We start from the raw sequence: 24659 nt of genomic DNA, 5'->3' as shown, positions 1-24659 counted from the left end.
GCCCCGCCGCAGTGAGGTGCCCCTCTCAGTCCGACGTCGGGACCTGGGGCCTCAGCAGCGCGAGCAGGCGGGTCGTACGCGGCTTGGCCTGGATCTCCGCCACGGCCCGCGGCAGGGCCTGGTCCGCGCCGTGCACCACCGACAGATGGCGGACCGCTCGGCCGAAGGCCGTGTAGACCCACGGCCGGGTGAGGCTCTGCGCGGCGTCGCCCGGCAGGACCACGACCACCGCCGGCCACCGCTGCCCCACCGCCTGGTGCGCGGTCAGCGCCCAGCCGTGCCGCAGGGTCTGCTCCACCCGCTCCTTCGGCACGACCACGGAGACGCCCGCGCACTCCACGTGCAACCCCTCGGCGTCGCCCTTCACGACACGGCCCGGCAGCGTACGCCCCGGCGCGGGGGAGTAGGCGATCCGGTCGCCCGGGTCGAAGCCGCCGAAGCGACCCGGGCCCGGGTTGAGCCGCTCCTTCAGTGCCGCGTTCAGCGCGCGGGTGCCCGCGGCGCCGCCGTGGCCCGGGGTGATCACCTGCGTCTCCTCCGCGGGAACCCCGATCGCCCGCGGCACCGAGTCCGCGACCAGCTGCACGGTCCGGTGCACCGCCTCCCCGGCGTCCCGCACCGGCACGATCACGACCTCCTTGCCGGGCGCATCGACCTGCGGCAGCTCACCGATGCCGATGGCGGAGACCAGTTCGCCGAGCGGGCCCGGGTCGGGGGTCCGCGAGGCGATCTGCGGGCACACGCGGGCCGCGAGCAGGTCCCCGAACACGCGTCCGGGGCCGACCGACCACAGCACGCCCGGGTCACCGCTCAGCACCAGCCGGGCCCCGTCGGGCAGCGACTCGACGAGCAGGGCCGCCGTCTCGACACCCAGCTGGGGCGCGTCCAGCACGATGAGCAGATCGAGGTCCAGCGCGCCGTCCGCGTCCCGTCCCGGGCCCTCGCCACCGGAGAGGAGACCCGCGACGGTGGCGAGCGGCGGGTGTGCTCGCTCGTCGTCCGGCAGGCCGAGGCGGGCGAGCAGCGCGCCGAGCTGGTCGCGGCCGGCCGGGCCGTGCGTGGCGGCCCAGGCGCGCAGCCCGAGCCGACGTGCCTCACGCAGCAGCGTCGCCGGCTCCATGCGGGACGCTTCCGACCCGGTGTGCAGCACCAGGCCGTGGCCCGCGACCGCACCGATCAGTTCCGCCGCGGAACCCGCCGCCGACCGGGCCGCCCGCTGCCAGTCCTCCGCCGCGCGGTCCTCCTTCGGCACGGAGTTGACCAGCCGGGCCACTCCGTCGGCGAGGCTCTCCTCCGCGAGCGCGTACCGCTCCAGGCCGATCAGGACGCGCACCGGGCGCTCCTGCTCCTCGTCGCCGCCCGATGGGGCCGACTCCAGGGCGTCCTGGAAGACCAGGGCCTCGCCCTCGGCGACGGTGTCGCGCAGGGCCGCCTCCGGGTCCGGCACCTGGCGCCGGCCGAGCGCCGCCTCCAGGGCCGGGCCCTCCAGGGCGGTGTGCCCGGCCAGCGCCGCCTGCTCCAGCAGCCAGACCGTCATCGCACGGGCCCGGCGCTCGTCGTCCGGGCGGCAATCCGCGCCGAGCAGGGCCCGGGCGAAGGTGTCGGCCTGCTCGGGGCGCACTCCGAGGACGCGCAGCAACTGCCAGGGGTCGGAGCGCAGCCGTGCCTCCGCCCCCTCGCCGAGCGCCTCGGCGACCTGGGGGGCGAGCGTGTCAGGGGCGCCGCCCTCGGCCAGGACGGCCCGCACCGCCGCCACCGTCTCGGCGGCGGGAGGTGCCGCGGCGGCCGCCACGGGCTGGGGGCGCCGCACCGGCTCGGGGGCGGTGGGGCGGCGCGGTGCGGGCGTGGGCTCGCTGAAGGCGCTCGCCACCGGCTTCTCACCGCTCTCCACGGCCCGCACGGCGGCGAGCAGGTCGGCGGCCTTCCCGCTGAGCTTCCCACCGGCCTCGACGGGACTCTGCTTCGCGGCCTTCCGCCGCTCGATGCGCTCCCGCTCCACCCGCTGAGCGGCCAGCTCGGCCTCGGCCTCGGACATCTTGGACACGGCACCCTCGCCGCCGTCGCCGTCGCCGTCGCCGGCGTCCTGCGAGGGACCAGGGGAGCCGTCCGCCGGGTCCGGGCCGCCGGCCGTCGGCGCCTCGTCCCCGGAGCCCTCTGCGAGCCCCTCTACGGGCATCGGGTCCGCGGCCCTGTCGCTCCCCGCACCGCCGCCCCCGGCGGTCCCGGCCCCGTCCTCCGCCCGAGGGGCCGTCTCCGTCGTCTCCGGGTCCGTGGTCACAGCGTGCTCCAGTCGTGATCGGGATAGCGGTGCACCGGGGCCGACACATCGTCCAGCGCCCGGCAGATCTCGTCCGGAAGACTAAGCGTCTCCACTGACAACGCCGCCGTGAGCTGCTGCGCGTTGCGCGCGCCGACGATCGGCGCGACGACTCCCGGCCGGTCCCGCACCCACGCGAGTGCCACCTGCAAGGGCGTCGCGGCGAGCCCGTCGGCGGCCGTCTGCACCGCGTCGACGATGCTGCTCGCCGTGTCGTCGAGGTAGGGCGCGACGAACGGTCCCATGTGATCCGACGCCCCGCGCGAGTCGGCCGGTGTCGAGTGCCGGTACTTTCCGGTCAGCACACCCCGGCCCAGCGGGGACGACGGCAGCAGCCCGACCCCCAGGTCCAGCGCCGCGGGCAGCACCTCCCGCTCCACTCCCCGCTGCAGCAGCGAGTACTCCATCTGTGTGCCGGCGATCCGGGTCCTCACGCCCGGCGCCGCGAGCTGCCAGGTCGCCGCCTTCGCCAGCTGCCAGCCGCAGAAGTTGGACACCCCCGCATACCGCGCCCGGCCGCTGGCGACCGCCAGGTCGAGCGCCTGCAGGGTCTCCTCCAGCGGGGTGTACGGGTCGAAGGCGTGGACGTGCCAGACGTCCACGTAGTCCGTGCCCAGGCGGGCGAGCGAGGCGTCCAGCGCGGCGAGGAGATGACCGCGCGAGCAGTCGAAGCGGCGGTCCGGGTCGGGCACGCTGCCCGCCTTCGTCGAGATGACCAGGTCCCGGCGGGGCACGAGCCCGTCCATGAGCCGTCCGAGCAGATACTCGGCCTCCCCGTCCCCGTACACGTCCGCCGTGTCGACGAGGGTCCCGCCCGCCTCCCAGAACACCTTCAACTGGTCCGCGGCGTCGTGCTCCTCCGTGTCGCGGCCCCACGTCAGGGTGCCGAGCCCGATCCGCGACACACGAAGGCCGGTACGGCCGAGATGCCTCTGCTCCATGAACGCCGAGATTACGGCCTGAACTCGGCTGATGGGGGGCCTGTGGACAACGCGTTTCCCCCGTCGGTGAGGGGATTTCCGGGGGGCCCGCCCCCACGCTAAGGTCGGGCACCAAGGGACGTTACTGATCGGTAAGGGGAATGGGCCATGCAGCTCGGGATCAACCTCGGCTACTGGGGCGCCGGAATGGACGCGGACAACCTCGCCGTGGCCCAGGAGGCCGACCGGCTCGGATACGCGGTGTGCTGGGCCGCCGAGGCGTACGGCTCCGACGCGGCCACCGTGCTGTCCTGGGTCGCCGCCAAGACCGAGCGCATCGATGTCGGCTCCGCCATCTTCCAGATCCCGGCGCGCCAGCCCGCGATGACGGCGATGACCGCCGCCACCCTCGACTCCCTGTCCGGCGGCCGCTTCCGTCTCGGCCTCGGCGTGTCGGGTCCGCAGGTCTCCGAGGGCTGGTACGGCGTCAAGTTCGACAAGCCGCTCGCCCGCACCCGCGAGTACGTGGAGATCGTACGGAGGGCGATGACCCGTGAGCGGCTGACGTACGAGGGCGAGCACTGGACGCTGCCGCTGCCCGGCGGCCCCGGCAAGCCGATCAAGCTGACCGTGCACCCGCAGCGCGAGCACATCCCGCTCTACATCGCAGCCATCGGCCCCAAGAACCTGGAGCAGACCGGCGAGATCGCCGACGGCGCGCTGCTGATCTTCCCTTCCGCCGACCACCTCGAGGAGACGGCGATCCGGTATCTGCGCGCCGGGCGCGAGAAGGCCGGCAAGACCCTCGACGGCTTCGACGTCTGCCCCACGCTGCCGCTCGCCCTCGGCGACGACAAGGACGTGGCCGCGCTCGCCGACACCTTCCGCCCCTACACGGCCCTGTACGTCGGCGGCATGGGCAGCGCCAAGCAGAACTTCTACAACCAGCTCGCCCAGCGCATGGGCTACGAGAAGGCCGCTGCCGAGGTCCAGGAGAAGTACCTGTCCGGCGACAAGCAGGGCGCGGCGGCCGCGATCCCGCACGAGCTGATCGACCGGACCACCCTGCTCGGCTCCGTGGACCGGATCGCCGACCGCATGAAGGCCTACGCCGCGGCCGGAGTCACCACGCTCAGCCTGGCACCGGCGGGCTTCACCCTCGAGGAGCGGATCGCGGGGCTCAGGGCCGGGATGGAGGCCCTGGAGCGGGCCGGGCTCGCGTAGCGGATAGCGGGCGAAGAGGTCTCTGCGGCCGTGGTGGGGGCTCGGGGGGTCTTCCCCGCCACGGCCGTCACCGGGAACAACGCGCGGCCGCCCGCGCGGTTACGGCCCCACGCCCCTCCTCCTTTCGGCCGAGTAGCCCCCACGCAGCTGTTGCAGCACCTCCAGGGCCCCATTTGACTCGGTTTGACTCGATCGTCCCGGGTCCTGCAGAGAGGTGCGCCCATGCTGCCGGTCAAGAGCCTGTTCCAGGAGATCCTCGACCACGACGAGTCGTTCCGGCTGTTCTGCTCCATCGCGGCCGGCGGGGAGGCACAGGGCGGCTGGGAGAACGGGCGCATCGCCCAACTGGTGCCGGAGAGCGAACGCGGGCTCGCCCCCAAGATCTCCCGCCACGGCGCGGACGAGGACAAGCACGGACGCATCTTCCACGCCCTGCTCAAGAAGCGTGGCCTGCAACCCGTACCTGTGCCCCCGGAGACCGACTACACGATGCTCCTGGAGCGCCGGGGCATCGGTCTCGCGCACGCGAGGCTCAAGGCGGACCAGCCGCTCACTAGGCGGGACATCATGGTGTACCTGGCGCACAGCCGGGTCACCGAACAGCGCGCCGCCGAGCAGATGCTGATGCTGCGCAAGCACTTCGGGGACCACCCGGACATCGGCCGGGCCGTCCGGATGATCTCCGACGACGAGGACAACCACCTCGCGTACACCCACGAGGAACTGCTGCGCCTCACCGCCGCCGGACACGGCCGGTTCATCCGGCGCACCCTGCGCGCGTGCGCGCTGGCCGAGATCCGCGTCCACCGGGACGTCAGCCTCGCGGTCACGGCCCACATGGCAGGCATCCTCGGCTGGTCCGGAGCGAGGTCGGCGCTGCTCGCGACCGGAATCCGCCTCGTCTACGCGTACGAGCGGCTCGTCGGCCGCCGGCGCATGGTGACCCTGCGGACGCCCGAGCGGCGCAACGCGCTCGGCGGTCCGGCTACAACCAGCCCCGCCGCTTGAACAGCCGGTACAGCAGCACCTCGAGCACTGCCATGACCACGATCACCGCAGGGTAGGACCACACCCAGTGCAGCTCCGGCATGTGGTCGAAGTTCATGCCGTAGATCCCCGCGATCATCGTCGGCACGGCGGCCATCGCCGCCCACGCCGAGATCTTCCGCATGTCGTCGTTCTGCCGCACGCTGGTCTGCGCCAGATGCGCCGACAGGATGTCCGACACCAGCCGGTCCAGGCCCTCCACCGACTCGTTCACCCGGGTCAGATGGTCGTTGACGTCCCGGAAGAAAGGCCGCGACCTCTCCTGCACGAACGGCACCGCCGCACCGTACGTTCCCTGCCCCGCCAGCCGGGCCGTCGGCGGTCCCAGCGGCACCGTCGCCCGCCGGAACTCCAGGACCTGCCGCTTGAAGGCGTAGATCCGGGACGCCGTGTGCCGCGAGCCCCCGACGGACGGCGAGAAGACCTCCGTCTCCAGCTCCTCCAGATCGGTGCCCAGCTCGGTCGCCACGTCCAGGTAGTGGTCGACGATCGAGTCCGTGATCGAGTACAGCACCCCGGTGGGCCCGTGCCGCAGCATCTCGGGCTGCTGCTCCAGATGACGGCGGACGTCCCCGAGCGGCATGTCCACACCGTGGCGCACGGTCACCACGAACGAGTCACCGAGGAACACCATCAGCTCGCCGGTGGAGACGGTGTCGCTTTCCGCCTCGTACGACACCGGCTTGAGCACCATGAACAGCGAGTCCTCGTACACCTCCAGCTTGGGCCGCTGGTGCGCCTTCAGGGCGTCCTCCACGGCCAGCGGATGCAGCCCGAACTCCTCGGTGACCAGCTCGAACTCGTCCTCCGTCGGCTCGTACAGGCCGACCCACAAGAACGTGTCCAACGAGGCGCGCGCCTGGTCCAGCGCGGTGGAGAGGTCCTCCGGCCCCTTGTCCCCCTCGTTGCGGCGCCCGTCGCGGTAGACGGCGCAGTCGACGATCACCGAGCGCACTCTCCTCTCAGTCGTACCCGGGCACCGGCGGGGGTTTGACGACAAGACCTAGGCTGGTCGTCATGCCCACGTTGCTCCTCGTCCGGCACGGACGTTCCACCGCCAACACCGCGGGACTCCTCGCCGGCTGGACGCCCGGCGTCGCTCTCGACGAACGCGGCGCCGCGCAGGCCGCGGCCCTGCCCGGGCGGCTCGCCGAGCTGCCGATCGCCGAAGTCGTCACCAGCCCCCTGCAGCGCTGCCAGGAGACCGTCCAGCCGCTCCTCGACGCCCGTCCCGAACTGCGCGCCCACACCGACGACCGGATCGGCGAGTGCCACTACGGCGACTGGTCCGGCCGCAAGCTCGCCGAGCTGAAGGACGAGCCGCTGATGGAGGTCGTCCAGGCGCACCCGTCGGCGGCCGCGTTCCCCGGCGGCGAGTCGATGCGGGCGATGGCGACCCGCGCCGCGGAGGCCGTACGGGAGTGGAACGCGCGCGTGGAGCGCGACCACGGCGCCGACGCCGTCTACCTCATGTGCTCGCACGGCGACATCATCAAGTCTCTCGTCGCGGACGCACTCGGACTTCATCTCGACCTCTTCCAGCGGATCTCCGTGGAACCGTGTTCCATCACCGCGATCCGTTACACCCGGCTGAGGCCATTTCTCGTTCGTCTCGGCGACAGCGGCGATTTCTCCTCCCTCGTGCCGCGTCCGGAAGCCTCGGATCCGGACGCCACGGTAGGGGGCGGTGCGGGCGCACCGTGATCGTCGAGCGCAGTAGGGTGAAGCGGTCGAACGAGCGCAGTAGTCGTTCAGCGTAGTTGTCAGCAAGCCCATAGGACCGGCGCGGTCCGTCGGTCCCGACCCCGATCCAATGGAGACAGGACGTGTCCCGTCAGGTGTTCCTCTACGACCCCCCGGACCGCTTCGTGGCCGGTACGGTCGGGCTGCCCGGGCGCCGTACCTTCTTCCTGCAGGCCTCGGCCGGACCCCGGGTGACCAGCGTGGCCCTGGAGAAGACCCAGGTCGCGGCACTCGCCGAGCGCATGGACGAACTGCTCGACGAGGTCGTGCGGCGCAGCGGCGGCAGCGCCGCCGTCCCCGCCGTGGCCCCTGCGGAGATCGCCGACACCGCCCCCCTGGAGACCCCCATCGAGGAGGAGTTCCGCGTCGGCACCATGGCGCTCGCCTGGGACGCCGAGGAACAGCGCATGATCGTCGAGGCCCAGGCCCTCGTCGAGCTGGACGCCGACTCCGAGGAGGACCTCGCCGAGGCCGAGGAGCGGCTGCTGCAGGACGAGGAGAACGGTCCGCCGATGCTCCGGGTCCGGCTCACCGGCGCGCAGGCCAGAGCCTTCGCCAAGCGCGCACTCGACGTCGTCAACGCCGGGCGGCCGCCGTGCCCGCTGTGCAGCCTCCCGCTCGACCCGGAAGGACACGTATGTCCGCGCCAGAACGGATACCGCCGCGGAGCGTGACCACGGCCGAACTGCTCGCCGAGGGCGAGCTGACCGTGCGCGGCCGCATCCGCGACGCGTCCAACGCGGCGCTGTACTGCACGGTCTCCTACGACGGCCGGGAAGCCACCTGCGTCTACAAGCCCGTCGCCGGGGAGCGGCCCCTGTGGGACTTCCCGGACGGGACGCTGGCCCAGCGCGAGGTCGCCGCGTACGAGGTGTCGGAGGCGACCGGCTGGGGGCTCGTGCCGCCCACCGTGCTACGCGACGGCCCGTACGGCGAGGGCATGTGCCAGCTGTGGGTGGAGGTCGTGCCCGACGGTGAGCTCCTCGCCCTGGTGGAGGGCGAGGAACCCGAGCCGGGCTGGAAGGCGATCGGTCTCGCGGACGTCGGCGACGGCGAGACGGCGCTGCTCGTGCACGCCGACGACCAGCGGCTGCGGCGGCTCGCCGTCCTGGACGCGGTCGTCAACAACGCGGACCGCAAGGGGGGCCATCTGCTGCCGGCGGCCGGGGGGCGGCTGTACGGGATCGACCACGGGGTCACGTTCAACGTCGAGAACAAGCTGCGGACGCTGCTGTGGGGATGGGCGGGGGAGCCGCTGACGGGGGAGGCGGTGGAGGTGCTGAAAGGACTGAAGGACGGGCTCTCCGAAGGGGGCGCCCTTGCCACCCGCCTGGCCGCACTGATCACTTCCGCGGAGGTCCGGGCGACGCGGGCGCGTGTGGAGGCGCTGCTGGAGTCGGGCCGGCACCCGGAACCGAGCGGGGAGTGGCCGGCGATTCCTTGGCCGCCGGTGTGACGTACGTGCGCACCGCTGCGGGCAGAGTCGTGCCTCCCCCAGTGCCTTGACGGCCTGGAGGTACCCCCCAGGGGCGGCACGGGTGGGCGCTGCGGCCCTCTGCTCGAAGAACTTGGGACAGGCGCGCCCTGCCGGCGCCGGTGAGCGAAACCCACGCCCGCCCGGCTGTGGCCGGGCGGAATACACATGACCTGGGCTCCCGCAAGAGCGTCTTCCCGGTCATTCGCCGCCCCTCCGCCCGATCCGGTTCGTGGACAGAACTTCCCGCCGGTTACGCTCATGACATGCATGCCTGGCCCGCTTCCGAGGTCCCCGCCCTGCCTGGTCAGGGCCGCGACCTGAGGATCCACGACACCGCGACCGGCGGCCTCGTCACCCTCGACCCCGGTCCCGTCGCCCGTATCTACGTCTGCGGGATCACCCCGTACGACGCGACCCACATGGGTCACGCGGCGACCTACAACGCGTTCGACCTCGTTCAGCGCGTGTGGCTCGACACCAAGCGCCAGGTCCACTACGTCCAGAACGTCACCGACGTCGACGACCCCCTCCTCGAGCGCGCCCAGCGCGACAACGTCGACTGGGTGGCTCTCGCCGAGCGGGAGACCACCCTGTTCCGCGAGGACATGACCGCCCTCAGGATGCTGCCCCCGTGGCACTACATAGGCGCCGTGGAGGCGATACCCGGCATCGTCCCGCTGGTCGAGCGCCTCCGGGACCTCGGAGCCGCGTACGATCTCGAAGGCGACGTCTACTTCTCCGTCGAGTCCGACCCGAACTTCGGCAAGGTCTCCCGCCTGGACGCCGCCGCCATGCGCCTGCTCTCCGCGGAGCGCGGCGGCGACCCCGACCGGCCCGGGAAGAAGAACCCGCTCGACCCGATGCTGTGGATGGCCGCCCGCGACGGCGAGCCCAGCTGGGACGGCGGCTCGCTCGGCCGCGGCCGCCCCGGCTGGCACATCGAGTGCGTGGCCATCGCCCTGGACCACCTGGGCATGGGCTTCGACGTCCAGGGCGGCGGCTCCGACCTCGCCTTCCCGCACCATGAGATGGGAGCCTCGCACGCCCAGGTGCTGACCGGCGAGTTCCCCATGGCCAAGGCGTACGTCCACGCCGGCATGGTCGCCCTGGACGGCGAGAAGATGTCCAAGTCCAAGGGCAACCTCGTCTTCGTCTCCCGGCTCCGCCGCGACGGCGTCGACCCGGCCGCCATCCGGCTCGCCCTGCACGCCCATCACTACCGGTCCGACTGGGAGTGGACCGACCAGGTCCTCCACGACGCCGTGGCACGGCTCGGCCGCTGGCGTGCCGCCGTCTCCCGGCCCGACGGCCCGTCCGCCGACGCGCTCGTCGAGGAGATCCGCGACGCCCTCGCGAACGACCTCGACGCACCCTCCGCGCTCGCCGCGGTCGACCGCTGGGTCACGCTCCAGCAGGAGAGCGGCGGCACGGACACCGGGGCGCCCGGTGTCGTGTCGCGGGCCGTGGACGCGCTGCTGGGCGTGGCTCTCTGAGCCGCTTGCGCCGGTATGGAGCGGGGCGGTGCGCAACTGCGCACCGCCCCGTTCAGTCCTCCGGCGAGTCCTCGTCGTCGCCGCCCGGCCGCGGCGGCTTGGGCGGACGCGGACGACCGCCGGGGTTGTCCCGCAGGAAGGGGCCGCCCTCGCCGCCGTCCGCCGTGGCGTGGCCGCCGGGCGGGCTGACGTCCCGTCGCCGCAGATACCGCTCGAACTCGCGGGCGATCGCCTCACCCGACGCCTCCGGCAGCTCGGCGGTGTCCCGGGCCTCCTCCAGCGTCTGCACGTACTCGGCGACCTCGCTGTCCTCGGCGGCCAGCTGGTCCACGCCCACCTGCCAGGCGCGCGCTTCCTCCGGCAGTTCGCCGAGCGGGATGCGCAGGTCGAGGAGGTCCTCCAAGCGGTTGAGGAGGGCCAGCGTGGCCTTGGGGTTCGGCGGCTGCGACACGTAGTGCGGGACCGCCGCCCACAGCGACACGGCCGGCACCCCCGCGTGCGTGCACGCCTCCTGCAGGACACCCACGATGCCCGTGGGGCCCTCGTACTTGGTCTCCTCCAGGTCCATGCGGTGGGCCAGGTCCGGGTCGGACGTGGTCCCGCTGATCGGGACCGGACGCGTGTGCGGGGTGTCTCCGAGCAGGGCGCCGAGGATCACCACCAGCTCCACGCCCAGCTCATGGGCGAAGCCCAGCAGCTCGTTGCAGAACGAGCGCCAGCGCATCGACGGTTCGATGCCGCGGACCAGCACCAGGTCGCGGGGCTTCTCACCGCCGACGCGGACCACCGAGAGCCGGGTCGTGGGCCAGGTGATCTTGCGGACCCCGGCCTCCATGAACACTGTGGGGCGGTTCACCTGGAAGTCGTAGTAGTCCTCGGCGTCCAGCGCCGCGAAGACCTCGCCCTTCCATTCCCTGTCCAGATGCGCGACCGCGGTGGAGGCGGCGTCGCCGGCATCGTTCCAGCCCTCGAACGCGGCCACCATGACCGGGTCGATCAGCTCGGGAACCCCCTCGAGCTCGATCACCCAGCGCCTCCTTCCGACGTTCCCTCACGTACGCCCCAACCTTACGGCGTGCGGCGGGGGCGCCCGCAGTCCCCTGCCACGGGGGAGTGAACGGATGACTGCCCCGTCCGGGGCCGTCGAACACCCATGATCGCCTACCGGTCCGGCACGCCGCACGGGCGGCCCACACCGGTGGGGCCTCACAGGGTCGAGCGCAGCCACTGCTCGACGGACGCGATGTGCACGGTCGCCCAGGACCGGGCCGCCTCGGCGTCGCGGTCGCGCAGGGCGCCGAGGATCGCGCGGTGCTCGCGCAGGGTGCGGCCGACCGCGTCCTCCTGGGTGAGGCCGCGCCAGATACGGGCCCGGGTGGTGGGCCCGGACAGGCCGTCGAGCAGGGAGCACAGCACCGAGTTGCCGGAGCTCTGCACGATCCCCCGGTGGAACTCCAGATCGGAGGCGACCAGCTCCTCCACCGAGGGTTCGGGGCCGAGCTTGTCCAACTGGGCGGTCAGCGCGTCCAGCTGCTGCTCGCTGATGCGGGAGGCCGCCATGGCCGTCGCGGCCGGCTCCAGGATGCGGCGCACCGCGAGGAACTCCAGCACGGTGTCGTCGCGGTGGAAGTCCACGACGAAGCTCATCGCCTCCAGCAGCAGCTTTGGGTCGAGGCTCGTGACATAGGTGCCGTCGCCCTGCCGCACGTCCAGGATGCGGATCAGCGACAGGGCGCGCACGGCCTCGCGCAGGGAGTTGCGTGACAGCCCCAGCTCCGCGGCCAGCTCGCTCTCCTTGGGCAGGCGGTCGCCCGGGCGCAGCGCACCGGAGACGATCATTTCCTTGATCTTCTCGATCGCCTCGTCGGTGACTGCCATGGCGTGCCTCCCAGGTGCTCAGACATCCGATGTCTCGGCGTCATTATGGGGGTCAGCGGGCCGAACGGAACCAGGATTTCCCATGTCACCTCACGAAACACAGGGGGCCGCTCGCCGGGGTCGCGCCGTGGGCCGCTCGCCGTGGGCTCGCTGTGGGCCGCTCAGCCCACCGCCTCCAGCTCCGCCAGCGCCGCCGCCTCGTCGAGCGTCGTCAGCGCTCGGTCCCGCATCAGGATCCGCCCGTCGACGACCGTGTCCCGCACGTCCGCGGAGTGCGCCGCGTACGCGAGCGTCGCCCACACGTCGTGCCGGGGACGCAAGTGCGGCCGGCCGACGTCGACCACGATCAGGTCGGCCCGCTTGCCCGCCTCCAGCGAGCCCAGCCGATCCCCGAGCCCCAGTGCGCGGGCGCCCTCGATCGTCGCCATCCGCACCGCCTGTTCGGCACCCACCGCGGTGGGGTCACCGGAGGCCTTGTGCACCAGCGCCGCCTGCCGCATCGCGTCGAACACGTCCAGCGTGTTGGAGCTGACCGCCCCGTCCGTGCCGAGCCCGACGGTCACACCCGCGTCCAGCAGCCGCGGCACCGGCGCGATCCCGCAGCCCAGCTTGAGGTTGGACACCGGGCAGTGCGCGACCGCCGTCCCCGTACGCGCCAGCGCGGCGATCTCCGGGCCGGTCAGATCGACGGCGTGCGCGAGCAGCACATCGGGGCCGAGCACGCCGATCGAGTCCAGCAGCTCCACCGGCCGCCTGCCGTACCGCGTCTCCACGGTGGCGACCTCCGTCGCGTTCTCCGCGGCGTGCAGGTGCAACAGCGCCCCGAACTCCCGTGCCAGCGCGGCGATCCCGGTCAGCTGATCCGGGCTCAGGGTGTAGGCGGAGTGCGCGAACACGACCGGCCGGAACCCCGGCCGCTCCCCGGTCCGCGCAGCCAGGTCCCGGCGCGCCCACTCCATGCGCTCCCCGTATGCCCTGCCGTCGGGGGAGTCCGGGACGTCCACGAAGGTGGGCCCGGCCAGCAGCCGCCAGCCCGCCTCCAGCGCCACTCGCTCGGCCGCCTCGTGGAACCAGTACATGTCCAGCGCCGAGGTCACCCCGGCCCGTACGCTCTCGGCGACGGCCGCCCGCACCCCCGCCGCCACGTGCTCCGGCGACAGCAGCTCGGCCTCCCGGCGCAGCACTCGCTCCAGGAAGCCCTGCAGGGTGACGTCGTCGGCGCTGCCGCGCAGCAGCGTCATCGCCAGGTGTGTATGGGCGTTGACCAGGCCCGGCAGGACCAGACAGCCCCCGGCGTCGATCTCCTCCTCCGCCGCGTACCGGGCCCGCAGCTCCCCGGCCGGCCCGACCGCGATGATCACCCCGTCCCGGACGGCGACGGCGCCCTTCCGGACCACGGTTCCTGCGTCGTCGACCGTCAGGACGTCACCGCCGTGCACCAGCAGATCGACGGGCTCGCTCATCCCGCCTCCCCCTCCGCCAGCAGCCGCAGCGCCTCCAGCGAGACCACCGCGCCGCGCTCCACGCCCCGGGCGACGACCTCGCGGTGCGGGTCGTAGGCGCCCGCCGAGAACGGGGACGCCTCGTCGACGAGTTCATCGGCGTTGACGCCGTCCACCACGAGCACCCCACCGGCGACCAGCCCGCGCAGCGAGGCGGTCACCAGCAGCGCGGACAGCTCCATCTCGATCGCCACCAGACCCGCCCCGTCATAGGCGTCGAGCGGGATCAGTCCCGGCTGGAACGCCGCCCGCGTCCAGACGATCCCCCGGTGATGCGGCACCCCCGCCTCGCGCGCCGCGCGCTGGAGGGCGAAGACCGCCTCGGGCGCGGCCACCGCCGGGTACTCCGGCGGCAGCAACTGCTGGGTGACCCCGTCGTCGCGCACGGCCGCCTCCGCGATCACCAGGTCGCCGTCGCCGATCCCCGGCCTCATCGCGCCCGCCGTGCCGAACCGCAGGACGGTGTGGATCCCCGCGTCCGCCAGCTCCTGGAACAGCAGGATCGCGCCCGGCGCGCCCACCCCGTGCGAGGCCACCGTCACCGGCAGGCCCTTCCAACTCCCGGTGAACACCCGGTACTCGCGGTGGTACGAGACCTCCTCGGCCCCCTCCAGCAGCGCGGCGACGGTCGCGACACGCGCCGGGTCGCCCACGACCACGGCGTACGGCGGCAGCCCGGTGCGTCGGATGCGGGCGATGGGGGACAGCTCCTGCGTCATGCGGCGACTCCAGGGGGACGGATGTACGAACACCGTACGCAGCCCGGAGTCGCGCACAGGAAACGCGCACACGAAAGGGGCGGCTCCGTGCGGGAAGCCGCCCCTCGCTGTGTGGGACCCGGTGGGGCCCGCGCCTCGACCTACTTCTTGTCGAGCAGGTCCTGCACCTTGCCGCGCACCTCGTCCGTGGCCAGGCCGCGGATCGTCAGGGTGGTGCGGCGGCGCAGCACGTCGTCCACCTTCTCGGCCCACTCGTGGTCCCGGGCGTAGACGACCTGCGCCCAGATCTCCGGGGCGTCCGGGTGGACGCGCTCGCCCAGCTCCGGGTCGTCGTTGGCCAGCCGCGCGATGTCGAAGGCCAGCGAACCGTAGTGGGTCGCCAGGTGCTTGGCCGTGTCGGGCGCCATGCGCGGGCCGGGCGCCGGGCCGTCCACGACGAGCCGGTGCGCGACCGCGCGCGGGTTGGCGATGCCCGGCAGCGGCAGCTTCTTCGGGAGCGAGGAGATCGGCTCGAAGTCGTCACCCAGCGGGTGACCCGGCAGCGACTCCAGCTTCTGCATGACCGTACGGCCGATGTGCCGGAACGTGGTCCACTTGCCGCCCGCGACGGACAGCATGCCGCCCTTGCCCTCGGTCACCACGGTCTCCCGCTTGGCCTTGGCGGTGTCGCCGGGACCGCCCGGCAGCACCCTGAGGCCGGCGAACGAGTAGGTGATCAGCTCCCGCCGCAGCTGCTGGTCGCGGACGGAGAAGGCGGCCTCGTCCAGGATCTGGGCGATGTCCTTCTCGTTGACCGCTACCTCGGCCGGGTCGCCCTCGTACTCCTCGTCGGTCGTGCCGAGCAGCAGCATGTCCTCCCACGGGAGGGCGAAGGTGATCCGGTACTTGTCGATCGGGGTCGCCAGCGCCGCCTTCCAGGGGGAGGTGCGCTTGAGGACCAGGTGCACGCCCTTGGACAGCCGGATGGACGGCGCCGCGTTCGGGTCCTCCATACGACGCAGGTGGTCGACCCACGGCCCGGTCGCGTTCAGCACCAGCCGCGCGTCCACACCGAACTCCTCGCCCGAGACCCGGTCGCGCAGCTCGGCGCCGGTGACCCGGCCCTTGGTGAAGCGCAGCCCGGTGACCTCGGCGTGGTTCAGGACGACGGCGCCCGCGTCGACGGCCGCACGAACCGTCATCAGCGCCATGCGCGCGTCGTTCATCTGGTCGTCGCCGTAGACGGCCACGGCCTTGAGGTTCTCGGTGCGCAGCTCCGGCACGTCCTGCGCCGCCTTGGCCGGCGACAGCAGGTGGCCTATGCCGTCGCCGAACGCCGACAGCGCGGAGTAGGCGAAGACGCCCGCCCCGAGCTTCGCCGCGCCGTGCGGCCCGCCCTTGTACACGGGGAGGTAGAACGTGAGCGGGTTCGCCAGGTGGGGGGCCACCTGACGGGAGACCGCACGGCGCTCGAAGTGGTTCTCCGCCACCAGCTTCACCGCGCCGGTCTGCAGGTAGCGCAGACCGCCGTGGAGCAGCTTGGAGGAGGCGGAGGAGGTGGCGCCGGCGAAGTCGCCGGCGTCCACCAGAGCCACCCTGAGGCCCGACTGCGCGGCATGCCAGGCCGTGGAGATGCCCAGGATCCCGCCGCCGATCACCAGGAGGTCGTAGGTCGCCCTGGACAACTGCTCCTGGGTCTCGGCACGGCTCGGGTTGGAGCCGTGGGCCGGGTGGGTCCCCAGAGCCGGAACACTCTGCAGGGTGGTCATCGCGAATTACTCCTCGTGTTCGATCCAGCCCATGGTCCGCTCGACGGCCTTGAGCCAGTTCTTGTACTCACGGTCGCGGGTCTCCGCGTCCATGTGGGGCGTCCACTCGGCGGCCCGCCGCCAGTTGGCGCGCAGGTCGTCGGTGCTGGTCCAGAAGCCGACGGCCAGACCGGCGGCGTAGGCGGCGCCGAGGCAGGTGGTCTCGGCGACCATCGGGCGCACCACCGGCGCGTCCAAGACGTCCGAGAGCGTCTGCATCAGCAGGTTGTTGGAGGTCATGCCGCCGTCGACCTTGAGGGTCGCCAGCTCGACACCCGAGTCCTTGGTCATGGCGTCGGCGATCTCCCGCGTCTGCCAGGCGGTGGCCTCCAGGACGGCGCGCGCGAGGTGCGCCTTGGTGACGTACCGGGTCAGACCGGCGATCACACCGCGGGCGTCGGAGCGCCAGTACGGGGCGAACAGACCGGAGAAGGCCGGCACGAAGTAGGCGCCGCCGTTGTCCTCGACCGAGAGCGCGAGGGTCTCGATCTCGGCGGCGGTCTTGATCAGGCCCATCTGGTCCCGCATCCACTGCACCAGGGAGCCGGTGACCGCGATCGAGCCCTCCAGGGCGTAGACCGGCTTGTTGTCGCCGATCTGGTAGCCGACCGTGGTCAGCAGGCCCGAGTAGGAGTTGATGATCTTGTCACCGGTGTTCATCACCATGAAGGTGCCGGTGCCGTAGGTGGACTTGGTCTCGCCCTCGGAGAAGCAGGTCTGGCCGAACAGGGCCGCCTGCTGGTCGCCGAGCGCGGAGGCCACCGGGATGCCGCCGAGCAGCTCGCCGAGGCGGCCGCCGGTGATCTCGCCGTAGACCTCGGCGGAGGAGCGGATCTCGGGCAGCATCGCGAGCGGGACGCCGATGGACTCGGCGATCTTCTCGTCCCACTGCATCGTGTGCAGGTTCATCAGCAGGGTGCGGGAGGCGTTGGTCACGTCGGTGACGTGGTGGCCCCCGTTGACACCGCCGGTCAGGTTCCAGATGACCCAGGTGTCCATGGTGCCGAAGAGGATGTCGCCCGCATCGGCGCGCTCCCGCAGGCCCTCCACGTTGTCGAGCAGCCAGCGGGCCTTGGGACCCGCGAAGTACGAGGCCAGCGGCAGGCCGGTCTCGCGGCGGAAGCGGTCCTGGCCGACGTTGCGGCCGAGCTCCTTGCACAGCGCGTCGGTGCGGGTGTCCTGCCAGACGATGGCGTTGTGGACGGGCTCACCGGTGTTCTTGTCCCACAGCACGGTCGTCTCGCGCTGGTTGGTGATGCCGATGGCCTTGATGTCGTCTCTGGTGATGCCGGCCTTCTCGACGGCTCCGGCCACGACGTCCTGGACGTTGGTCCAGATCTCGGTGGCGTTGTGCTCCACCCAGCCCGGCTTCGGGAAGATCTGCTCGTGCTCCTTCTGGTCGACGGAGACGATCCGGCCGTCCCGGTCGAAGATGATGCAGCGCGAAGAGGTCGTGCCCTGGTCGATGGCGGCGATGAAGGGGCCGGCGGTGTGTGCGTCGGTCACGGTGTGCTCCTGGAGTTCCATGGTTAAAAGGGGCTGTCTTTACGGCGCGGTGCTGATGTGCGGGAGCCTTGTACAGCTCACTCGATCTCAAGCAAAAGCGACGTTGTAGATGCCTGCGGCGATCGCCGCGCCGACCAGCGGACCGACGACCGGGATCCAGGCGTAGCCCCAGTCGGAGCCGCCCTTGTTGGGCAGGGGGAGAAGGGCGTGCACGATGCGCGGACCGAGGTCACGGGCCGGGTTGATCGCGTAGCCCGTCGGTCCGCCCAGGGAGAGGCCGATCGAGACCACGACCAGCGAGGTGATCAGGGCGCCCAGGGTGCCCAGACCGTTGCCCTTGTCGTTGAGGCCCTGCGTGAGGACCGCGAGCACCAGCACGATCGTGCCGATGATCTCCGTGGCGAGGTTCTGCACCGTGTTCCGGATCTCCGGGCCGGTGGAGAAGATGCCGAGCACGGGGCCGGCGCCCTTTTCCTGGGCCTCGACCGCCTTGGCGGTGGTGGCCTGCGCGCCCGGCCCGCCCACGATCTCCTTGTCGGTGAGGTGGGCCTGGAACTGGCCCGCGTAGGCGACCCACACCAGCGTCGCACCGATCATCGCGCCGAGCAGCTGTCCCGCCCAGTAGACCGGGAGGTTGCTCCAGTCGCCGGTCTTGATGGCGAGTGCGAGGGTCACGGCCGGGTTCAGGTGTGCACCGGAGAGCGGTGCGGAGGTGTAGACCGCCGTCAGAACGGCGAAACCCCACCCGAACGCGATGGCGAGCCAACCGGCGTTACGGGCCTTGGAGGCCTTCAGCGTCACGGCGGCGCACACGCCGCCGCCGAGCAGAATGAGTATGGCGGTACCGATGGTCTCGCCGATGAAGATGTCGGAGCTGGACACCCGCGACTCCTTTGTCCTTCGTCCAGGGGAAGGCGAACCCCGGGTCCCTCCGGTGGTCCGCGCCCTCGGGGGTGAGAGCGATGCCGGCCCTTGGCGTTGTCAGACTCTAGCGCGTATTGCCGGTAGGTGTTCGACAATGCCGACCGATGGACGGGAGTCTTGCTTCCTGTTCGCAGGGTCGTCAAGAGTCCTGTTGCACGAAGCGGGATCGTTACTGATCGACATGTGCCCACGACCTTCTCGATGCGTGCGCACCGCGTGCGAACAGGCACGTTTGGCGGTGGCCGCACCCGCACCCGGGCAGGCCGAGGGCCCGGTACGGCAATGCCGTACCGGTTTCCGGGAGTGCGGGGTTTCGGGGAGGACGGGGCCCGTGGTGGCCGCGAGGCTCAGAACCGTCCGGCGCCCAGGTCCCGCGACACCGCGCGGGCGCAGTCGCGCACCGCCGCGATCAGCTCCGGGCGCAGTTCCCCGTCCAGGCACACGCGCTCCACGGCGCCCGTGATGCCCACGGCGCCCACCGGCATCCGCCTCCGGTCGTGGATGGGGGCGGCGACCGAGGCCACCCCGGTCCACGTCTCCTCCACGTCGGCCGCGTACCCGCGCGCCCGGGTGAGGTCGAGGACGTGCTCGAAGTCGTCCGGGTCGCACACGGTCCGGTCGGTGAACGCCTTGCGGTCGGCCTCCAGCGCCTCACTGTGCGCGACCGGGTCGTACGCCGACAGCACCTTGCCCAGGGCCGTGGAGTGCAGCGGCTGCATGGCCCCGATCTCCAGGACCTGCCGGCTGTCGTCGGGCCGGAACACGTGGTGCACGATCAGGACGCCCTGCTGGTGCAGGACCCCGAGGTAGACGCTCTCCCCGCTGGAGCGGGCCAGGTCGTCCGTCCACACCAGGGTGCGCGCCCGCAGCTCGTGCACGTCCAGGTAGGTGGTCCCCAGGCGCAGCAGCTCCGCCCCGAGCTGGTAGCGGCCGGAGGCCGTGTCCTGCTCGACGAACCCCTCCTGCTGGAGCGTGCGGAGTATGCCGTGGGCCGTACCCTTGGCGAGGCCCAGGGATGAGGCGATGTCCGACAGGCCGAGCCGTCGCTCGCCGCCCGCGAGCAGCCGCAGCATCGCGGCCGCCCGTTCGAGCGACTGGATGTTCCGTGCCATCGCCGTCCTGCCCTCCGTCCACTTCGACCGTCGGCTGAGTTACACGCCGTTCGGCAATGCCGAACACTACCGGTCTTTGCCGACCTCCCGCTAATGGGTGGTCGCCATCCGTTCGGCGGAAATCCCCGCAGAGGCCATGCGGGGCCCCGCCCGTCCCGCCCCGTGGACGCCCCTGACCGTACGGCGTGCTCCGGGCTACCCTGGCCGCGTGCGTCTTCCGTGGGAAGGTCCAGGGAGACGCAAAGCCGACAGCCGTCGCACTCCAGGGAGCATCTTTCATGGCCTCGTTGCCGAACCCGTCCCTTTCGTCCGCCCCCACCGACAGCCGGACCCGAACCGAAGCCCTCCGGGAAGCCCTCGCCACCCGCGTCGTGGTGGCCGACGGCGCCATGGGCACGATGCTCCAGGCCCAGGACCCGACGCTGGAGGACTTCCAGGGCCTCGAGGGCTGCAACGAGATCCTCAACGTCACCCGCCCGGACATCGTCCGCACGGTGCACGCCGCCTACTTCGACGCGGGCGTCGACTGCGTCGAGACCAACACCTTCGGCGCCAACCTCACCGCTCTCGGCGAGTACGACATCGCCGAGCGGGTCGCCGAACTGTCCGAGGCCGGCGCCCGCATCGCCCGCGAGACGGCCGACGAGTTCACCGCGCGCGACCGGCGCCAGCGCTGGGTGCTGGGCTCCATCGGCCCCGGCACCAAGCTGCCCACCCTCGGCCACACCACCTTCACCGGCCTCCGCGACGCCTACCAGCGCAACGCCGAGGGCCTGCTCGCCGGCGGCGCCGACGCCCTGCTGGTGGAGACCACCCAGGACCTGCTGCAGACCAAGGCCTCCGTCATCGCCGCCCGCCGTGCGATGGAGACGGCCGGGTACGAGGTCCCGCTGATCGTGTCGGTCACCGTCGAGACGACCGGCACGATGCTGCTCGGCTCTGAGATCGGCGCCGCACTGACCGCGCTGGAGCCGCTCGGCATCGACATGATCGGCCTGAACTGCGCCACCGGCCCGGCCGAGATGAGCGAGCACCTGCGCTACCTCGCCCGCCACTCCCGTATCCCGCTGTCGTGCATGCCGAACGCCGGCCTGCCCGAGCTGACCAAGGACGGCGCGCACTACCCGCTGACCGCCCCCCAGCTGGCCGACGCCCAGGAGACGTTCGTCACCGAGTACGGCCTGTCCCTGGTCGGCGGCTGCTGCGGTACGACGCCGGAGCACCTGCGCCAGGTCGTCGAGCGGGTCCGTGACCTCACCCCGCCCGAGCGGCGCCCGCAGCCCGAGCCCGGTGCGGCATCGCTGTACCAGTCGGTGCCGTTCCGCCAGGACACCTCCTACCTGGCGATCGGCGAGCGCACGAATGCCAACGGGTCGAAGAAGTTCCGGGAAGCCATGCTGGAGGGCCGCTGGGACGACTGTGTGGAGATGGCCCGGGAGCAGATCCGCGAGGGCGCCCACATGCTCGACCTGTGCGTCGACTACGTGGGCCGCGACGGAGTCGCCGACATGGAGGAGCTGGCCGGCCGCTTCGCCACCGCCTCCACGCTGCCGATCGTCCTGGACTCCACCGAAGTCGACGTCCTGCGGGCCGGGTTGGAGAAGCTCGGCGGCCGTGCGGTCATCAACTCGGTGAACTACGAGGACGGCGACGGCCCCGAGTCCCGTTTCGTGAAGGTCACCCGGCTCGCCAGGGAGCACGGGGCGGCGCTGATCGCGCTGACCATCGACGAGGAGGGCCAGGCCCGCACCGCTGAGAAGAAGGTGGAGATCGCCGAGCGGCTGATCGCCGACCTGACGGCGAACTGGGGCATCCGTGAGGACGACATCCTCATCGACTGCCTGACCTTCACCATCTGCACCGGGCAGGAGGAGTCCCGCAAGGACGGCCTCGCCACCATCGAGGCCATCCGTGAGCTGAAGAAGCGCCACCCCCAGGTGCAGACCACGCTGGGCCTGTCGAACATCTCCTTCGGCCTCAACCCGGCCGCCCGTATCCTGCTCAACTCCGTCTTCCTCGACGAGTGCGTCAAGGCCGGACTGGACTCGGCGATCGTGCACGCCTCGAAGATCCTGCCGATCGCCCGGTTCAGCGAGGAAGAGGTGCGGACGGCCCTGGACCTGATCCACGACCGCCGCGGCGAGGGCTATGACCCGCTGCAGAAGCTGATGGCGCTGTTCGAGGGCGCCACCGCCAAGTCCCTTAAGGCGGGCAAGGCCGAGGAACTGGCCGCGCTGCCGCTCGAGGAGCGCCTGAAGCGGCGGATCATCGACGGCGAGCGCAACGGCCTGGAAGCCGACCTCGACGAGGCCCTTCAGCAGCGCCCGGCCCTCGCCATCGTCAACGAGACCCTGCTCGACGGCATGAAGGTCGTCGGCGAGCTGTTCGGCTCCGGCCAGATGCAGCTGCCGTTCGTACTGCAGTCCGCCGAGGTGATGAAGTCCGCGGTCGCCTACCTCGAGCCGCACATGGAGAAGACCGACGAGGCCGGCAAGGGCACCATCGTGCTCGCCACCGTGCGCGGCGACGTGCACGACATCGGCAAGAACCTCGTCGACATCATCCTGTCCAACAACGGCTACAACGTCGTCAACCTCGGCATCAAGCAGCCCGTCTCCGCGATCCTGGAGGCCGCCGAGGAGCACAAGGCCGACGTCATCGGCATGTCCGGGCTCCTGGTCAAGTCCACGGTGATCATGAAGGAGAACCTGGAGGAGCTCAACCAGCGCGGCTTGGCCGCCACCTACCCGGTCATCCTCGGCGGCGCCGCTCTCACCCGCGCCTACGTCGAGCAGGATCTGCACGAGCTGTACGAGGGCGAGGTCCGCTACGCCCGCGACGCGTTCGAGGGCCTGCGGCTGATGGACGCCCTGATCGGGGTCAAGCGGGGCGTGCCCGGGGCGAAGCTGCCGGAGCTGCGGCAGCGGCGGGTGCGCGCGGCCACCGTGGAGATCGAGGAGCGGCCCGAGGAAGGGCACGTCCGCTCCGACGTCGCCACCGACAACCGCGTGCCCACCCCGCCCTTCTGGGGCACCCGCATCGTCAAGGGCATCCCGCTCAAGGAGTACGCCTCCTGGCTGGACGAAGGCGCGCTGTTCAAGGGCCAGTGGGGCCTGAAGCAGACCCGCACCGGCGAGGGGCCGACGTACGAGGAGCTGGTCGAGACCGAGGGCCGGCCCCGGCTGCGCGGCCTGCTGGACCGGCTGCAGACCGAGAACCTCCTCGAAGCGGCCGTCGTCTACGGCTACTTCCCCTGCGTGTCCAAGGACGACGACCTGATCATCCTGGACGAGGAGGGCAACGAGCGCACCCGGTTCACCTTCCCGCGCCAGCGCCGCGGCCGCCGGCTGTGCCTGGCCGACTTCTTCCGTGCGGAGGAGTCGGGGGAGAGGGACGTCGTCGGCTTCCAGGTCGTCACCGTCGGCTCGAGGATCGGCGAGGAGACCGCGCGACTGTTCGAGTCGAACTCCTACCGCGACTACCTCGAACTGCACGGCCTGTCCGTGCAGTTGGCGGAGGCGCTCGCCGAGCACTGGCACGCGCGCGTGCGCGCCGAGCTGGGCTTCGCGGGCGAGGACCCCGCCGACATGGAAGACATGTTCGCCCTGAAGTACCGCGGTGCCCGCTTCTCCCTCGGCTACGGCGCCTGCCCCGACCTGGAGGACCGCGCGAAGATCGCCCAGCTCCTGGAGCCGGAGCGGATCGGCGTCCACCTCTCCGAGGAGTTCCAGCTGCATCCGGAGCAGTCCACGGACGCGATCGTGATCCACCACCCGGAGGCCAAGTACTTCAACGCGCGGTAGCGTCCGTCCGCGGGCCCCGGCGGCCCCCGTGGCGCGTCTTCCGGCGCGGGCGGGGTGTGCCCCGGCGAGCCCCGTCGGAGCGTCTTCCCTCGCTGCCGAGCGCCCCGGGCGTCCTGGTGGTCGGGTGGGTGCCGCCCGGCGGCCTCCGCAGGTCCTCCTACGCCCGCACGGCGTGGCGCCCCCGCACCGAGAGGCACTTTTCCCACGTGCGTCGTACACTGGTCGATCCACCGCAGGCCGGTTCCCTTCCCGGGAACCGGCCTGGTCGTCCCTTGAAGGAGGTATGCCGGATGACCACCACGGTTCCCGCACTCGGAACCCGTACGGCCGAAGGCTCCGCCCTGCAGGCCGTGCTCCTCGATATGGACGGCACCCTCGTGGACACCGAGGGGTTCTGGTGGGACGTCGAAGTCGACGTCTTCGCCGGCCTCGGCCACACGCTCGACGATTCCTGGCGCCATGTCGTGGTCGGCGGTCCCATGACGCGCAGCGCGGGATTCCTGATCGAGGCCACCGGCGCGGACATCACCCTCGACGAACTCACCGTCCTGCTCAACGACGGGTTCGAGAACCGTATCGACCGCAGACTGCCCCTGATGCCTGGCGCCGCACGACTCCTGGCCGAACTCGCGGCCCACGACATCCCCACCGCCCTGGTCTCCGCCTCCCACCGGCGCATCATCGACCGCATCCTGGCCTCCGTCGGCCCGCAGTACTTCGCCCTGACCGTCGCCGGCGACGAGGTCGAGCGCACCAAGCCGTTCCCCGACCCGTATCTGCGGGCCGCCGCCGGCCTCGGCGCCGACCCCACGCGGTGCGCGGTCATCGAGGACACGCTGACCGGAGTGGCGGCCGCCGAGGCCGCGGGCTGCCGCGTGGTGGCCGTGCCCTCGGTCGCCCCCATCGAACCGGCCGCCCGCCGCACCGTGGTCACCTCGCTCGAAGAGGTCGACCTGCCATTTCTGCAGCGTTTGGTGGCGCGCGTTTGATGACGCACATGCGCTGATCCTTCACTCAGCGTGCAGAGCGAATGGACGGATTACTTCCGGCTGTCCAGCCGAATGAATTAATACCGGCCCGGGCGAGTGAATTCCGGGGCAGTGAGCGCCCGTCAGTATGTGACGTTCCCCACATTCGGAGGGGTTGACAGCGGGCTCGGCGTATGCTGTTCCACCCCATTCAGGCGGCCCCGACGTGCCCTTGTGTC

The 24659-nt window shown here is 71.7% G+C and carries 19 protein-coding genes; 8 read left to right on the top strand and 11 right to left on the bottom strand.

What is annotated here, in order from left to right:
• Positions 1-25: 25 nt before the first annotated feature.
• On the bottom strand, positions 26-2278 hold the full coding sequence (locus tag AB0N14_RS12205; RefSeq protein ID WP_366025562.1) for a helix-hairpin-helix domain-containing protein: 2253 nt from the start codon (positions 2276-2278) through the stop codon (positions 26-28).
• Entirely contained in the window at positions 2275-3258 is a 984-nt protein-coding gene (locus AB0N14_RS12200; protein WP_366025561.1) for an aldo/keto reductase, read from the bottom strand. The genes AB0N14_RS12205 and AB0N14_RS12200 overlap by 4 nt, the downstream gene beginning before the upstream one ends.
• 147 nt (positions 3259-3405) lie before the next feature.
• Between AB0N14_RS12200 and AB0N14_RS12195 the strand changes: the two genes are divergently transcribed.
• On the top strand, positions 3406-4461 hold the full coding sequence (locus AB0N14_RS12195) for an LLM class F420-dependent oxidoreductase (protein WP_366025560.1): 1056 nt from the start codon (positions 3406-3408) through the stop codon (positions 4459-4461).
• A 222-nt stretch (positions 4462-4683) separates the two neighbouring features.
• Positions 4684-5469: a ferritin-like domain-containing protein gene (locus tag AB0N14_RS12190; protein WP_366025559.1), complete on the top strand. Its 786-nt coding sequence runs from the start codon at positions 4684-4686 to the stop codon at positions 5467-5469.
• Here the strand turns inward: AB0N14_RS12190 and corA are convergent.
• Positions 5447-6454, bottom strand: coding sequence for a magnesium/cobalt transporter CorA (gene corA / locus AB0N14_RS12185; RefSeq protein ID WP_366025558.1), 1008 nt, complete (start codon positions 6452-6454; stop codon positions 5447-5449). The genes AB0N14_RS12190 and corA overlap by 23 nt on opposite strands.
• Positions 6455-6525: 71 nt before the next feature.
• Here corA and AB0N14_RS12180 point away from each other — a divergent pair, with 71 nt between their 5' ends.
• The 4 genes from AB0N14_RS12180 to mshC all read left to right on the top strand — a co-directional run bounded on the left by AB0N14_RS12180 (position 6526) and on the right by mshC (position 10221).
• Positions 6526-7212: a histidine phosphatase family protein gene (locus AB0N14_RS12180; protein ID WP_366025557.1), complete on the top strand. Its 687-nt coding sequence runs from the start codon at positions 6526-6528 to the stop codon at positions 7210-7212.
• A 122-nt stretch (positions 7213-7334) separates the two neighbouring features.
• Positions 7335-7925: a DUF3090 domain-containing protein gene (locus AB0N14_RS12175; RefSeq protein ID WP_200421355.1), complete on the top strand. Its 591-nt coding sequence runs from the start codon at positions 7335-7337 to the stop codon at positions 7923-7925.
• On the top strand, positions 7889-8707 hold the full coding sequence (locus AB0N14_RS12170; protein WP_366025556.1) for an SCO1664 family protein: 819 nt from the start codon (positions 7889-7891) through the stop codon (positions 8705-8707). Before AB0N14_RS12175 ends, AB0N14_RS12170 begins: the two co-directional genes overlap by 37 nt.
• Before the next feature lie 284 nt (positions 8708-8991).
• Positions 8992-10221, top strand: coding sequence for a cysteine--1-D-myo-inosityl 2-amino-2-deoxy-alpha-D-glucopyranoside ligase (gene mshC, locus AB0N14_RS12165; protein ID WP_366025555.1), 1230 nt, complete (start codon positions 8992-8994; stop codon positions 10219-10221).
• 52 nt (positions 10222-10273) lie between these two features.
• On the opposite strand, the gene AB0N14_RS12160 is transcribed toward mshC, so the two are convergent.
• The 8 genes from AB0N14_RS12160 to AB0N14_RS12125 form a co-directional block, all read right to left on the bottom strand.
• Positions 10274-11248, bottom strand: a complete 975-nt coding sequence (locus AB0N14_RS12160) for a PAC2 family protein (protein WP_366025554.1) — start codon at positions 11246-11248, stop codon at positions 10274-10276.
• A gap of 179 nt (positions 11249-11427) precedes the next feature.
• Positions 11428-12099, bottom strand: coding sequence for a FadR/GntR family transcriptional regulator (locus AB0N14_RS12155; protein ID WP_366025553.1), 672 nt, complete (start codon positions 12097-12099; stop codon positions 11428-11430).
• Positions 12100-12260: 161 nt separating this feature from the next.
• Positions 12261-13562, bottom strand: coding sequence for an amidohydrolase (locus AB0N14_RS12150; protein WP_366025552.1), 1302 nt, complete (start codon positions 13560-13562; stop codon positions 12261-12263).
• Positions 13559-14320, bottom strand: coding sequence for a nucleoside phosphorylase (locus AB0N14_RS12145; protein ID WP_366025551.1), 762 nt, complete (start codon positions 14318-14320; stop codon positions 13559-13561). Before AB0N14_RS12145 ends, AB0N14_RS12150 begins: the two co-directional genes overlap by 4 nt.
• A 140-nt stretch (positions 14321-14460) precedes the next feature.
• Positions 14461-16068, bottom strand: coding sequence for an FAD-dependent oxidoreductase (locus tag AB0N14_RS12140; RefSeq protein ID WP_366025550.1), 1608 nt, complete (start codon positions 16066-16068; stop codon positions 14461-14463).
• 6 nt (positions 16069-16074) lie between these two features.
• Positions 16075-17613 carry a glycerol kinase GlpK gene (gene glpK, locus AB0N14_RS12135; RefSeq protein ID WP_366025549.1) on the bottom strand — a complete coding sequence of 513 codons (1539 nt, stop codon included), beginning with the start codon at positions 17611-17613 and terminating at the stop codon, positions 16075-16077.
• Between the two features lie 87 nt (positions 17614-17700).
• Positions 17701-18495 carry an MIP/aquaporin family protein gene (locus tag AB0N14_RS12130; protein WP_366025548.1) on the bottom strand — a complete coding sequence of 265 codons (795 nt, stop codon included), beginning with the start codon at positions 18493-18495 and terminating at the stop codon, positions 17701-17703.
• Between the two features lie 389 nt (positions 18496-18884).
• On the bottom strand, positions 18885-19649 hold the full coding sequence (locus AB0N14_RS12125) for an IclR family transcriptional regulator (RefSeq protein WP_366025547.1): 765 nt from the start codon (positions 19647-19649) through the stop codon (positions 18885-18887).
• 278 nt (positions 19650-19927) lie between these two features.
• Between AB0N14_RS12125 and metH the strand changes: the two genes are divergently transcribed.
• Positions 19928-23452, top strand: coding sequence for a methionine synthase (gene metH, locus AB0N14_RS12120; RefSeq protein ID WP_366025546.1), 3525 nt, complete (start codon positions 19928-19930; stop codon positions 23450-23452).
• Between the two features lie 290 nt (positions 23453-23742).
• Positions 23743-24441, top strand: a complete 699-nt coding sequence (locus tag AB0N14_RS12115) for an HAD family phosphatase (protein ID WP_366025545.1) — start codon at positions 23743-23745, stop codon at positions 24439-24441.
• Positions 24442-24659 lie beyond the last annotated feature (218 nt).

Origin of the sequence: Streptomyces sp. NPDC051104, assembly GCF_040682835.1 — a bacterium.
Lineage (GTDB): Bacteria > Actinomycetota > Actinomycetes > Streptomycetales > Streptomycetaceae > Streptomyces > Streptomyces cynarae.
This window is presented reverse-complemented; position numbering and strand designations above follow the sequence as displayed.